14 protein-coding genes and 1 pseudogene are annotated in these 12,230 nt (G+C 54.9%); 4 read left to right on the plus strand and 11 right to left on the minus strand.

Annotation, left to right across the window (positions count from 1 at the left end; genetic code table 11):
• Positions 1–41: 41 nt before the first annotated feature.
• Positions 42–812 (minus strand): hypothetical protein, encoded by a 771-nt coding sequence (locus Lysil_RS02520; RefSeq protein WP_103073993.1) that lies wholly within the window; start codon positions 810–812, stop codon positions 42–44.
• Positions 813–1,221: 409 nt separating this feature from the next.
• On the opposite strand from Lysil_RS02520, the gene Lysil_RS02525 reads away from it, so the two are divergent.
• Positions 1,222–2,487, plus strand: coding sequence for a DUF4062 domain-containing protein (locus tag Lysil_RS02525; RefSeq protein ID WP_165782359.1), 1,266 nt, complete (start codon positions 1,222–1,224; stop codon positions 2,485–2,487).
• A gap of 160 nt (positions 2,488–2,647) precedes the next feature.
• Here Lysil_RS02525 and Lysil_RS02530 read toward each other — a convergent pair whose 3' ends face one another.
• Positions 2,648–3,400: a hypothetical protein gene (locus Lysil_RS02530; RefSeq protein WP_103073995.1), complete on the minus strand. Its 753-nt coding sequence runs from the start codon at positions 3,398–3,400 to the stop codon at positions 2,648–2,650.
• Between the two features lie 81 nt (positions 3,401–3,481).
• Here Lysil_RS02530 and Lysil_RS02535 point away from each other — a divergent pair, with 81 nt between their 5' ends.
• Positions 3,482–3,706, plus strand: coding sequence for a helix-turn-helix domain-containing protein (locus Lysil_RS02535; RefSeq protein ID WP_103073996.1), 225 nt, complete (start codon positions 3,482–3,484; stop codon positions 3,704–3,706).
• A gap of 405 nt (positions 3,707–4,111) precedes the next feature.
• Positions 4,112–4,282, plus strand: a complete 171-nt coding sequence (locus Lysil_RS13350) for a hypothetical protein (protein WP_165782360.1) — start codon at positions 4,112–4,114, stop codon at positions 4,280–4,282.
• A 101-nt stretch (positions 4,283–4,383) separates the two neighbouring features.
• On the opposite strand, the gene Lysil_RS13630 is transcribed toward Lysil_RS13350, so the two are convergent.
• The 8 genes and pseudogenes from Lysil_RS13630 to ubiK form a co-directional block, all read right to left on the minus strand.
• Positions 4,384–4,665 (minus strand): BPSL0761 family protein, encoded by a 282-nt coding sequence (locus tag Lysil_RS13630; protein WP_103073997.1) that lies wholly within the window; start codon positions 4,663–4,665, stop codon positions 4,384–4,386.
• Between the two features lie 133 nt (positions 4,666–4,798).
• Positions 4,799–5,116, minus strand: a complete 318-nt coding sequence (locus tag Lysil_RS02545; RefSeq protein ID WP_103073998.1) for a hypothetical protein — start codon at positions 5,114–5,116, stop codon at positions 4,799–4,801.
• Between the two features lie 42 nt (positions 5,117–5,158).
• Positions 5,159–5,695: a GIY-YIG nuclease family protein gene (locus Lysil_RS02550; protein WP_103073999.1), complete on the minus strand. Its 537-nt coding sequence runs from the start codon at positions 5,693–5,695 to the stop codon at positions 5,159–5,161.
• Positions 5,682–7,505 (minus strand): hypothetical protein, encoded by a 1,824-nt coding sequence (locus tag Lysil_RS13115; protein WP_129588340.1) that lies wholly within the window; start codon positions 7,503–7,505, stop codon positions 5,682–5,684. Before Lysil_RS13115 ends, Lysil_RS02550 begins: the two co-directional genes overlap by 14 nt.
• The gene (locus tag Lysil_RS02560) at positions 7,502–7,954 is read right to left on the minus strand and encodes a helix-turn-helix domain-containing protein (RefSeq protein WP_103074001.1); all 453 of its coding nucleotides are present in this window, start codon (positions 7,952–7,954) and stop codon (positions 7,502–7,504) included. Before Lysil_RS02560 ends, Lysil_RS13115 begins: the two co-directional genes overlap by 4 nt.
• Before the next feature lie 223 nt (positions 7,955–8,177).
• Positions 8,178–9,389, minus strand: coding sequence for a tyrosine-type recombinase/integrase (locus Lysil_RS02565; RefSeq protein WP_103074002.1), 1,212 nt, complete (start codon positions 9,387–9,389; stop codon positions 8,178–8,180).
• 269 nt (positions 9,390–9,658) lie between these two features.
• Positions 9,659–10,576: pseudogene (locus tag Lysil_RS02570) on the minus strand (YifB family Mg chelatase-like AAA ATPase); the annotation flags it as partial.
• Between the two features lie 17 nt (positions 10,577–10,593).
• Complete coding sequence (ubiK, locus tag Lysil_RS02575; RefSeq protein ID WP_103074004.1) at positions 10,594–10,860, minus strand: ubiquinone biosynthesis accessory factor UbiK; 267 nt, start codon at positions 10,858–10,860, stop codon at positions 10,594–10,596.
• A 135-nt stretch (positions 10,861–10,995) separates the two neighbouring features.
• Between ubiK and Lysil_RS02580 the strand changes: the two genes are divergently transcribed.
• Positions 10,996–11,334: a P-II family nitrogen regulator gene (locus Lysil_RS02580; RefSeq protein WP_103074005.1), complete on the plus strand. Its 339-nt coding sequence runs from the start codon at positions 10,996–10,998 to the stop codon at positions 11,332–11,334.
• Positions 11,335–11,339: 5 nt separating this feature from the next.
• On the opposite strand, the gene speE is transcribed toward Lysil_RS02580, so the two are convergent.
• Positions 11,340–12,188, minus strand: coding sequence for a polyamine aminopropyltransferase (speE, locus tag Lysil_RS02585; protein ID WP_103074006.1), 849 nt, complete (start codon positions 12,186–12,188; stop codon positions 11,340–11,342).
• Between the last annotated feature and the right edge of the window lie 42 nt (positions 12,189–12,230).

The following is a 12,230-nucleotide window of genomic DNA, read 5'->3' on the forward strand; positions in this document are numbered from 1 at the left end:
GAATCCCGAGGCAAAAGTCTGAAGTTGGATCGGACTGGGCCTTAGCGAACCGTCGCGTAAACCAGGCCGACAAAGCCGACTGCGACAACGACATGGGCAATGAAGATGGCGCGACGATGCATCTTTTCGCCTTGCTTGATTCGATTCCATTCCGGTTTAATGACCAGATTTCCTAGTAATGTGGCGCGCATGATCTTCTCGTCGATCTTCTCGTAAGCACCTTCGGTGCCCATCTTGTCGTAGTCACCGAGCATACCGGTCAGTAGCTGATCGAGTTCGCTCACCAGCTCAATGGCGGCAGGAGTCGCTTGTTCCAAGCTATCTAGCTTCTGACTCTTTTTCTTTGCTTCCAGCAACAGTCGTTCTGCCAACGTTCTTGGATTGTCGCTCAGGCGCCTCCAGATGTCCTCTGGGCTACGACCTCTAGTTTGCGGGGGGTTTGTACGCTCGCAAAACAGCTGGACGCTCGTTTCGGCAAAATTCAAGTGCAATAGTACGTCCCTATAGGAACGGCGGTAGTTGTTCCAATGCGCGATGAGCTCGCCCTCGAGCTTCTCACGGTCAAAGGGAGAGAGCTTCACGGAAGCCTCCGGGATGCCCTGTGCTGCCGCAATATGTTTGATGCGAATTTTGATACGACCGGCAATGACATGGGCCTCCCCCAAACATTCGGCCAGCGCAGCTCTGAAGGTAGTGATCCAGTCCTTTCTGAAATCGGAAATCTTGCCTTCCTTGTCGGAGACAAGCTTGGAGGTAGCCAATATCGCCGTCACGACGGCAGCCGTGACGGCCAACATATCCTTTGCTTCCATAATGCTCCTTCCCAAAGTGATCGTTCAAGCGTGGCCGGCCGCGCAAGAAGTGCCCCGACTCTTGATTTTGCTCGCTGCACGACAACCCTTCATATTTACCAAACTTTTAACAACTCGTCGACTATGCGTCCGTGCACATCAAGTCTTCAGAATGGGGGGAGGGCCGATCGCGGATATGGTGTGCGCGCCGGGATGCCTGGGTCAGTTGACCGAGCTGTGATGATCAAGTTGTCGACGGCACGATCAGGTTGCTTCCGGCCCGAAGCGGACTTCGTCATTAAGAAAAGTCGTACGGCTAATTTTTTTAGCGCCTAATCTTTCATGGGCGAGACTGATGTACGACTCATGATGAGGTATAGCATTCGATAGTGCCGGATATAAATAGTTGATTAGCCAAGGAGCGTACTCATTGAAAAAACCAACCTTTTTTATTTCTTCAACAATATTTGACTTCAAGGATCTTAGATCGTCGCTCAAGTTCTATCTTGAGCAGCAAGGATGTAACGTTCTTGCATCAGAATACCCAGATTTTCGAGTGGATCTTGATAAGCATTCATATCAGGCGTGCCTGGATGCCATCCGGCAAGCAGATTATTTCGTCTTACTCATTGGGGCAAGAGTTGGAGGGTGGTATGACAAAAAGCAAAGCATTAGCATTACGCAGCAAGAGTATCGCGTTGCATATGAGCTTCATAAAGCGGGAAGGCTCAAAATTCTCGCCTTTGCTAGATCGGAAATATGGGAGCTAAAAGAGAGCAGAAGTGAGCTTGTTAAATATCTGGATGGAATCGATCTTGCTCCGGAGCAAGTGAAAGCAATCGCTCAACATCCATCGAAAAGATTTGAGAATGCAAATTTTATCATCAACTTCCTTAACGAAGTATCCAGAAATACAGATACAAAGGCTGCTCTCGAAGATAATTCGCTAAAGTTTCCAACGGCGAACTGGTTGTATAGCTTTTCGTCTTTCAAGGATATTGCTGATGCCATCCAAAGCCAGATTTTTCGTGATACTCCCCTTGAAGAGGCAGCAACAAAGCATCTATTGTCTTTGGAGATCAGGGAGAATCTGAAGGTTCTGCTTTGCAAGATGGGTGGCGCAATATACGACCCAGAAATTAGTGTCCAGAATCTCTACAAAGAGCACAATATTTCGAAGGCCTGTCTTAATTTAAGTGCAATAGATGTTAATCCAAAGCGATGGAGTCTTCTCGCGACTTTTGGAATTCATCTCCTGGGGAGCGAAGTGAGTGATCGTGTTCTCGATTACTGCCTGAAGTCTTCCTTATTTATTGATTTTGATGCCCAAAAAAATAAAGTGGCTAGCACTCGCGTATTCGATGCATTGGCGTCATTGAATCATGAGATTCAAAAGTTTCGCTTGGCGAATGTTACTAAAACAGTATCGGTAGTGTTCGAATACTCAAAAAAGAATGGTTATTCTGGCAATCTACCAATTCCAATCGAGCCCAAGAAGCTGCTGGCGCTTTTGCACCTTTATGACAGGTGGGTCAACATAATTAAGCTCAGCGTTGCGTTGCAGATATATCTTGATACCGGTGAGTTTACGGAGCCTGATTTGCGGCCAAAGTCGCCCATACCTGACATGATTCCTGAGTTAGACCGTGAAGCAATTTCAGATAACGAATTGTCTGCGTATATAGAGAATAGGTAATTGTATAACTAGATGCCTATCGGTGATGGGGGCCTATAATGTCGGCTGCTGGCCGATTCCATTGGAGAACTCGGTTGAAAGCCGACGTCAGACTAATGATTGGGTCAGTTTGTTGATCGGCTCGACTTGGTTGCAGTGATCAGCCTCATCGGTGTGAACTTCAGTCTTTGAATATCTTGATAATTTCAGACCGCACATATTTGGCATCTTGAATTGCATCGAATTTATCTCCGACCTGTACATATTCGAGGCGCGTTGTCACAGTACATTTGGAGCCGTCGTGGTATGTGACGCATTCGAGGTGGGCGCGCCGAGGCTTATTGTTGATCGTGATGCAATAGACGCCATCGCCATACGAAGAATCAATTTCCCCAAGATGATTTTGGATATAGTGGTGAGAGCAGTTCTTGTCGGTAAGTCGGTCGAAGTTTGCCAAAACAGCCTCCTTCTTGAACTCGGATGTGTAGCTCACCTCATATAGAAATTGTGGGGTCTCTTTCAAAACACTGATTGGTAGAAACTCTGGTTCCGGCCAAATATTGACTAGTCCGCCCTTCTTGTAACGCTCGGGCGCTCCGTTTGGGACAAGCGTTAGGGTGCACGTACTTTGATTCCGATTTACCGTTTTTCTAAATTCTTGTTTGGTGCCTTTCCCTGTGCTCTCATCGGCGGAGCCATTGAAAGTCCATACGCCAATTAAGTTTGGCCCCTTAAGTTGAATTTGTCCCGAACGTGTCCCATGGACATTGTCAGCAACCGTGACGAAGCCAAAAGACATGCCGCAGCCAATGTCATCGTTCAGATTCAGGTTATCGCCTGGCCCTATGAATATGAGTGCTGAACTCTCTATTTGCTGTGCTGATATCCGGCCGGTAAACAGTGCCAAAGACAACAGAATCATGCCCTTCTTCATCGCGCCTCCTCCAAACACGCCTAAAGGTGTCCCACCGAAAAGACTGTAGAGCTTTAGGTGGTAAATTTCTAGGGTGGCACCATGAGTCCGCCGCTCCCAGAACGTATTGGCTTGGTGATCCGCCGCCGTCGCGAAGCCTTAGGCGTCAGCCAAGAGGCATTTGCGGAACAGGTAGGTATGCATCGCAATTACTACGGCTCAATTGAGCGGGGACGAAAGACGATGCGTCTGGACACGCTCGAGAAATTGGCTGTAGGCCTAGGCACGGAAGGCTGGCGTCTGCTGAAGGAAGCCGGGCAGCTGTAGTCAATTGCTGTTAAAAGTTGGCCTTTGACATCAACGGCCAGGTTTCGGGCAGGCCCTTGGATGCCAACAGACAGCACTTCAGAGCCGGCGACCGATAACGGCGTACCGTATGCTGAAATGACGATGGCGTCAGCATATCGACAGGGGTTGCCAATTTTTCAAAGCAACCATTTTAAATCAATAACTTATCGATTGAGTCGGCAGCTGCTCGGCTAAACCTACGAGCGAAAGATCTCAACACCTATTGACTGTCGATTTTTCCGGGAGGGTGCAATTGGACGTTTTCTAGAGCTAGATGGAACCGGGTGCTGCACAGCCAGCTCACGTTTATAATAGCAATAGGTAGGGTGGCACGCCAAGACTAAGCGCTCACTGTGCAACTCATGCAAACGCAGACAGCATGCTATGAAACCACGCATCATCAAGAAAAGTTCTATACCCAAACTTGAGGAACTCCTGAAAGGGGTTACTAAGGCGGATTTCAAGAAGTTGCGTTCACCTATTGCCGATCGAAAGCCTACGTTGGCGGACTGGGGCATTGAGCTAGGTGGTGGTCATGCGAATCAGAAAAAATAGTTTCCAGTGAAACTGATTAGGGGCAAGTAGCTCGTAAAGTCGAGTTATTAAACGAAGAGAAATATCAATTGCCCTCTTACAGCGCTACTAACTGACGATAACTAGCCTGTCGGCCAAGCAAGCCGCGTAGAATGGCTCAAGGGGCCATACCGGCAGTCTTTTGCCCAGAAAGGTACCTCATCGGGGAGCGCTAGCCCAATAGCTGGCCCGGACGAATATCGGAATAGAGCCAGGGCCGAAACGTCTTCGATAGTTGGAAAATGCCGTGCGATAACTACCGCGTGACGGCGTATGTCGAGAGGCAAGCGGTTGTCTCGAGCAAGTTCAATCAGAAAGCCGCCGGCCCATAGAAGCGCTCTGGTTCTTTCATCAGGCATGGTCATGGCGAATCCTCTTGGATGCAATTTTTAGTCAATACCCTTCGAAACGTCGCATGTGCTGGGATCACTGTTACACGTTTACCAACGCATGATTTTTGTCATGACCATGCTTCACGAGGGACTTGGTCACAATCGATCAGGATAAGTTGTAGTGGAGATGGGCAACGTATTCGCCTGATGCCGGAGGAATTTGCTGCAAAATTCTCTTGGCGGCGTCCGGGATCCATTCGATCATTTTTGCAACCTCCATATCGGCATAGGCATCGATAGGCGCCGTAACGATGTGTGGATGAAAGTATCCTGGGAGTTGATATTTGAGTAATTTCTCAGAGCGTTCGGCGCTTCCACTTACTGCGATGATAGAAGTGACTCCCTCGCCAGTCGCGCAGTAATTCATATAGCTGATGTACCAACCGGCCCGGATAAAAGTGAGTGCTTCCAAATCTTTATTCATGGCGTGTCTCCGTTGGTGGTGTATGCCTCGGTTGTATTTAGGTCAGGTGATCCTTGCATGTGCATCATGAGTGTGTGAATAAGGTGAATTTAGATGAAATGCGGCCTGGATAAGGGCTGTGAATTTCTGACTTCTAACGACAATTTCTTCAAATAGAGTGGGATCAATCTCCAAAACCGCATAAGCGCTGTCCAATGGCATGTGCGCGAATGCGCTTACGAAGAGCACAAGGTGGCAATCAAGGCGAATCTCACGGAACTTCAAATCCACAATGCTATGGACGCGATCTATTTCATCATCCCCTTGCTGCGAATTAACCAGGCCAAACTGTTCAAACAGTTGAAGCTTTCGCCGGGGCTTCCAGGCTTTGACCTGTTTTTCGAAGCGTTGAGCGTACGTGCGTGAGCCGACGGGAATGGCCCCAATCAGTTCGATGGGAGTGAAAAGACGGGTAAATAGTGCGCCGTGACCACTTTTGTGTTGCTTGTACCGAGCAACCACATCGCATGAAACGCCGGCGTAGAGGCGATTCGTTTCGCAACGAATCAGATAGGCATACCAAAGATCATTGGTGCCCATAGCGCCTCATGACATGGCCGGCAACACGCTGCTGGGACGCTCCGAGCTGCTCGATGTACATGTGACCGCGGCTTTGGCTGATCCCAAATAGGTCTTGGAGTATGCGCGGGTTTGCAATCCCTCCCAGAACAAGATTGGCCATGGCCGTCACTCGACCACGCCGAGCGTCATAGCCGTGGAGATTTCGGTAATTTTGAAATGCCGTGGATTGAATGTGGGTTCCAGAGCGTGTGCCTGGGAACAAATAGCGGCTGGTGTTCTGTTCGTCGAATGCACCGCGCTCTCGGCGTTGTGTCATCCACCGCTGCATCGATGGCACGATGGACTCGTCGAGAGGGATGAACACCTTCGAAAAACGAATTTCATACCCCTCGTCCGCTTCGCGGACATTGGATCTTTCGAGTTGAACGAGATCGAAGATGGTCTGCGCATAGATCAAATTGAGCTGGGCAATCAGTGCCCAATGGTTCTTTCGTGGGTCATTCGTAGCCTGGAAGAGGGAAAGAAAGTGGTTGCGCTCTTCTTCAGAGTAGACAAGATGCGTGGGGATGGGAGGCGCCGGAACCTTGACGCGATGGAGCTTGTGAAACGACAGCTTCCGTTTGTGGTGATAGCGCAGGAAGGCGCCAGATGCAAATGAATGCAGCTTGTCGGCAAGGGCCATCTCAAACATTTCTTGCGTGATGTCCTGGACGCTTTCAGCGCCGTGATTGTTCGCGCAATAGCGAAGAAGTCGGATCGCAGTGCGCACCGCTGATTCGATACTTTTCGCCATGCGTACCAACCGCTGGGTGCGGCGCTGTACATTGGCTTTCTTCCTCGTCTCCAGCAGGTATCCGATGAAGTCTTGTGTGACAGCCTGAATCCAGGGAACGTCGTCAGTCGACAGCGCTCGGATTCTGCTGATTGCAAGTTCAAGGCCAAAGTCTGGGTCATCATCCAGCACGACGTAGCCCATGTAGGAGAGAAACGACATCACTCGGCGGTACTTTTTCGAGAACTGATGTCCGAGCCGTCGAACGATCAAGACGCCTGAGAGCTCCTCCGCAGACGAAAAGACAGATTCGAGATCCTGAAATGCTGCGATATCCCGTTTCAGCGCGTTGCGCCAAGGTCCACGCAAAGTCTTGATGCGCGCCTCATAGTGATAGGACTCAAAAAGGGCACGAGCCCAGACCGATTGAAGTTGAGGCTTGAGGGTGTGAAGAAGCCTGAGATGGCTCGCTTCCCACGCGCAATCCTCGCATTGCGTCTTGCTAAAGCCGTATTTCGTTTTTCCGCAGGTGACGCAAACGATGACAGGTGGGTGCCCAGTCGGCAGGCAGTCTTTGCAATAAGGTTTGCCGTCCCGAAATCCTTCGGCATTTCGCGGACGCCGGCACCCCGCGCAGAGTGGCGTGGTATTCCGGGTGCTCCGGCATTGTGGACAGGCGGGCTCGGTGAAGCCGAGCTTTAAGTCGCGCCAGACGCGAATGCTGACCTTCTTGCAGTAGTGGCACTCTTTTGGTGGCGCAAGTTGAACAGCGCATGCGCTACACGCGAGGGTGCCATCAGCGTAAGTGGTCCGCTTGTGCGGCAGGGTTTCTCGGCCGCAGCGCTTGCAGGTCTTTCCTTCATAGAGGGCAGCATTGATACAGCGGCCGCACAGTTTTGGATTGGCAGTCGGCAAGATTCTCGTCAATCGACCGCACTTTGAGCATGTCAAATGCTCGGTCTGTTTGTAGTAGCACTTCCGACACAGTTGATATCCCTTGCGGGCACGATAAGCCCCCATTTCCTCGGTGCAGGCTGTACATGGGAAATCAGTCATTTCGTCTCTCCCTTGGTGGGGTCTCGACCTGCTTGATGCGGCGCCATGGCGCGCATGGAGGGGCCCACGACCTTTCCCCTCAGATTTGGATCCAGTGGTGCGATCCCGTCGGGCAAGTCGACAGAGTCTGAAACGCCGCCTGCAACCGCACGCTTGCGCGCCTCGGCAGTGAATGCCGTCATTCCCGGGTTCAGATCGACGACGTTATCGGGCGGTGTCCATCCAAAGAGATCGTTTGGCGTGCATTTGAGAATCCTGCACAGCGATCCGATCAACAGGATCGGGACGGTTTCCGGCGATTGTCCGAGAAGACGCGTCACCTGCTTGCGGGTTTGCGGATAGTCTCCGTCGAGTTCAATTTGCCTGACCAACTCGGCGATGGTGAACTGCGCGTTCTGCTCGAGGAGATTACGGAGGGACCATTGAACACTGGCGCGCGCCGGACTCATGCGTCGTCCTCCGTTTGCAGACTGCAGCGAATCACCTCGGTAGCGATCTTTCGCAAGAACTCAACCGGAAGGCGGGTGTAGTGCGCAGTCGTGGATACGAATTCGTATCCCACGGTTTTGGAGGTGATAGGAATCTCGTCAGGCGCGGATGTCCGCTGCAGTGTGTGTGTCGAAAGCGGGGCCTTGGCAATTCCGCGATGACGGCGAGTGACGTGTGCCCGAGTCATGTCTCGTCCTCCCTGTACAAGTCGCGGCGAATCACATTGACAGCGACATTCCGTAAGAATTTGTCCGAGAGGTGGGTGTAGCGTGCGGTGGTAGATCCATGCACGTGGCCCATGCTCTTGGAGGTGAATTGCATGGGGACATCGGCTTCGCTCTGATGGGACGCGAACATGTGCCGCAGTCCATGTGTCGAGAAGAGTTTTTCATCGAGACCACACGTACGGATCAGGAACTTGTAGCGGCCCCAAATCGATGCGCGGCAGAGACGCTTGCCAACCTCGGACAACCACATGGCGGATTCGTGGCCAGGCAAGACCGCGAATTTCGGCCGGATCTCCTCCAGATACCAATCCAGGATCGACGGGATTGCTGGGGTGATTGGTGGTGCCATCCGGAATTTGGGGCCACTGCCCCGGCTCCCTTTGCCGTATACGCCAGCAAATCCATAGCGACCGAGTTCAGGGAGATCAGGGTTCTTCCTGAAGCTCGTCATATCGAGCTTGTGTCCCTCGCTCAATCGCAGGCCATAGGCGTAGTACGTACAGAACATGGCTTTGTCACGCTGCAAGGTCTTGAGGAGCCGTTTCCGCTCGCCACCTGCGATTTCGATGAGGATGTCGATCATCCGGAAGAAGGCGTCCAGTTCTTGCGCATCCATGTGGTAACGCTCGGTCACCTCGCCGTCGTCCGTGACATGGACAATGCGGTTTTCGACGGTCACGACCTGTTCGATGCGTTCCCCGCAGAGGGCATGCACCTGGTTTTGCCAGTTCCGGTTGGTGACCAGGTAGTCGTAGAGCGTCGAGACGGCCGTTTGCATGCCACGCTGGGTCTTCGACTTCAACTTGCGTTCGGCGCTCAGATGGGAGCACCACGATTCGAAGTCGTCTGACGTACAGGCCCAGATCGGCTGGCCGGCATAGGCCAGGAATTCTTCCGCATGCCGACGGTCGCGTTGGACCGTTTTGGCCGTGTGCCGCCGGGCCCCGCGATGGCCGACGAAATACCCATCCAGCATCTGGGTTTGGAGCTTCATCTCTGCCTCGGTGAGATCCCGGGGTGGACGTTGGAGAGGTAGGACCGTCGGTTGCTTGGCCTTTCGGGCACGCCGACGGCGCTCTTCCCGCGCCTCTTCCGGGGTCGGGACCGGGACTTCGTTGGCAGCTTGGGCCAGCGGAGCTTGTCCAAAAGGGAGAATGGTGGCGGTCATGGCGAGCGCCTCCAACGGAGTCGGGTGGGCCTAGACGCAGCCCCGGGGTGGTGGTGGTGTGTGTGCATGACAAAGGCGATAGCACACAGTCGCGATATCCAAAATTGGCGATTCAAACCGCACTGACTACCTCAGGCGGATGAATGTCAATCATGTGCCCTCAAGGCGTATTTCCCACCCTGGAACCAACCTCTAAAACGACGCTAAACTTCTTTCAGAACAAAGAGTTAGAGTTGGATTTCGAGGCTGAATGGCCGGGGACGGGATCCTTCGAATCTTCTGAGTTCGTCGAGGAAGAGCACGCCATTGTGGGCCAGCGAAATCTCGCCGGGACGCGGATCGCTGCCGCCGCCGACCAATGCGACAGCGCTCGAGGAATGGTGGGGTGAGCGGAACGGACGCTGGCGCCAGCGTGCTGCATCGAAACCGCGTCCGCTGATCGACGCCAGCGTCGCCGACTCCAACGCTTCCTGTTCGCTCGCTTCCGGCAGGATGCCAGGCAGGCGCGCCGCCAGCAGGCTCTTGCCGCAGCCGGGCGAACCGGTGAACAGCAGATGGTGACCACCGGCCGCGGCGATCTCCAGGGCACGGCGCGCGTGTTGCTGGCCGCGCACGTCGGCAAGATCGGGATAGGTTCCGGCGATATCGGCATCGGCGCAGGCGCGCGGCAGCGCGGTGTGTCCCTGCAGCATCGCGCAAACTTCCGACAGCGTGCGCGCGACGTGGACTTGGGCATTGCGCGCGAGCGCGGCTTCGGCGGCGTTGCCGGGCGCGACGATCAGCCGGCGTCCCTGCGCCTGCGCGGCCAACGCCGCCGGCAGCACGCCATCGACCGGACGCAGTTCGCCGGTGAGTCCGAGTTCGGCGATGCATTCGACTTCGTTCAATGCGTCCTGCGGGATCTCTCCGGCGGCAGCGAGGATGCCGAGCGCGATCGGCAGGTCGAAGCGACCACCGTGCTTGGGCAGATCGGCAGGCGCGAGATTGACGGTGATATTGCGACTGGGAAATTCCATCTGCGCGCAGGAAATCGCCGCACGGACGCGGTCCTTGGCTTCGCGGACGGCGGCTTCCGGCAATCCGACCACCGACATCCGCGGCAAGCCACCGGCCAGATGCACTTCCACGGTGACAGCGGGCGCGGACACACCGACCCGCGCACGGCTGTGCGCAAGCGCGAGTTGCATGGCGAATCAGCCGCGGGTCAGTGCTGGGTGCCGGCGCCGCGGGTCCGCGCGCTTTCCAGCTCGGCGACCTGGCGTTCCAGCGCATCCAGCTTCTCGCGGGTGCGCAACAGCACCGCGCGCTGGACGTCGAATTCCTCGCGGGTCACCAGATCGAGCCGGCCGAGGCCGGCCTGCAGCACCGACTTGAAGTTCTGCTGCAGTTCCTCGCGGCTGTCGCGCAGGCTTTGCGGCACCAGGTTGCTGAGGCGGCGGGCGAGGTCGTCGAGTTGGCTGAGGTCGATCATGGCGTGCTCCGTGGGTACGTGTCGCCAGCGTCGCGCAGCGTCCTCGCCACGCCCATCGGCGACTGCCGCGCCTGGACCTCGGAAAAATCCGGGGCCACGCGCTAAGCTGTCACCAAGGATACCCGGAGGTCGTGCATGAAAATGGTGATGGCGATCATCAAGCCGTTCAAACTCGATGACGTGCGCGAGGCGCTGGCCGATGTCGGCGTGGCCGGCATCACCGTGACCGAGGTCAAGGGCTTCGGTCGCCAGAAGGGCCACACCGAGCTCTATCGCGGCGCCGAATACGTGGTCGATTTCCTGCCCAAGCTGAAGCTGGAAATCGCCGTGCCCGGCGACCAGGCCGAGGCCGCGATCGAGGCGATCATGAAGGCCGCCGGCACCGGCAAGATCGGCGACGGCAAGATCTTCGTGTGGGATCTCGACCGCGTGGTGCGCATCCGCACCGGCGAACTGGACGCCGACGCGCTGTAGTTCGATCAATCCTTCAGCGCGGCTTTCACGAACGGCGGCAACGAGGCCGCGCCGCGATGGATGTCGGCGGTGTAGTACTTGGTGTCGAACGTCTTCGCCGCGGAATCGGCCTCGCGGAAATCGAAACCGCCGGCCTTGCGCGCCATCGTCACGCTCCACCAGCCGGTGGGATAGCACGGCTGCGGGAATGGCAACGTCTGGAACGTGGTGAAGCCGGCCTTGCGCATTTCATCGCGCATCTGGTTGATCAGGCCAAGCAGTTTGATTGGTGATTCCGACTGCTGCACCAGCAGGCCGTCGTCCTTCAATGCGCGACCGCAGTCGGCGAAGAATTCGGCGTTGAACAAGCCTTCCGCCGGGCCGATGGGATCGGTGGAATCGACGATGATGACGTCGACGCTGTTTTCGGGGAGATTCTTGACGTAGGCGAGGCCGTCGTCGAACAGCAGTTCCGCGCGCGGATCATGATTGGATTCGCACAGTTCCGGGAAATACTTCTCGGCCATGCGCGTGACCTGTTCGTCGATGTCGCACTGGGTCGCTTTCGCCACGCCCTTGTGCTTCAGCACTTCGCGCAAGGTGCCGCAATCGCCGCCACCAATGATCACCACGCGCCTGGGATCGCGGTGGGTGAACAGCACCGGATGCGCGATCATCTCGTGGTAGAAGAAATTGTCGTCGGTGGTGAGCATCATCGCGCCGTCGATCAGCATCAGGTTGCCCCAATCGGTCGACTCGAAGATCTCGATCTTCTGGAACGGCGATTGCACCTCGTCGAGCTTGCGGGTAATGCGGAAGCCGATGGCCGAACCGGTCGGTTCGAAGGGTTCGTAATGCCAGTTGGACTCGGTCATCTGCTGCAGGCTCCGCCAGATCGGCTATATCAGGCCGGCGAT

The organism is Solilutibacter silvestris (assembly GCF_002895945.1).
GTDB classification, from domain to species: Bacteria; Pseudomonadota; Gammaproteobacteria; order Xanthomonadales; family Xanthomonadaceae; genus Solilutibacter; species Solilutibacter silvestris.

Bases quoted from the DNA above. Each gene is read 5' to 3' on its own strand.
- Lysil_RS02520 (WP_103073993.1), bottom strand. From the start codon at position 812: ATGGAAGCAAAGGATATGTTGGCCGTCACGGCTGCCGTCGTGACGGCG.
- Lysil_RS02530 (WP_103073995.1), bottom strand. From the start codon at position 3,400: ATGAAGAAGGGCATGATTCTGTTGTCTTTGGCACTGTTTACCGGCCGG.
- Lysil_RS02535 (WP_103073996.1), top strand. From the start codon at position 3,482: ATGAGTCCGCCGCTCCCAGAACGTATTGGCTTGGTGATCCGCCGCCGT.
- Lysil_RS13350 (WP_165782360.1), top strand. From the start codon at position 4,112: ATGAAACCACGCATCATCAAGAAAAGTTCTATACCCAAACTTGAGGAA.
- Lysil_RS13630 (WP_103073997.1), bottom strand. From the start codon at position 4,665: ATGACCATGCCTGATGAAAGAACCAGAGCGCTTCTATGGGCCGGCGGC.
- Lysil_RS02545 (WP_103073998.1), bottom strand. From the start codon at position 5,116: ATGAATAAAGATTTGGAAGCACTCACTTTTATCCGGGCCGGTTGGTAC.
- Lysil_RS02550 (WP_103073999.1), bottom strand. From the start codon at position 5,695: ATGGGCACCAATGATCTTTGGTATGCCTATCTGATTCGTTGCGAAACG.
- Lysil_RS13115 (WP_129588340.1), bottom strand. From the start codon at position 7,505: ATGACTGATTTCCCATGTACAGCCTGCACCGAGGAAATGGGGGCTTAT.
- Lysil_RS02560 (WP_103074001.1), bottom strand. From the start codon at position 7,954: ATGAGTCCGGCGCGCGCCAGTGTTCAATGGTCCCTCCGTAATCTCCTC.
- Lysil_RS02565 (WP_103074002.1), bottom strand. From the start codon at position 9,389: ATGACCGCCACCATTCTCCCTTTTGGACAAGCTCCGCTGGCCCAAGCT.
- ubiK (WP_103074004.1), bottom strand. From the start codon at position 10,860: ATGATCGACCTCAGCCAACTCGACGACCTCGCCCGCCGCCTCAGCAAC.
- Lysil_RS02580 (WP_103074005.1), top strand. From the start codon at position 10,996: ATGAAAATGGTGATGGCGATCATCAAGCCGTTCAAACTCGATGACGTG.
- speE (WP_103074006.1), bottom strand. From the start codon at position 12,188: ATGACCGAGTCCAACTGGCATTACGAACCCTTCGAACCGACCGGTTCG.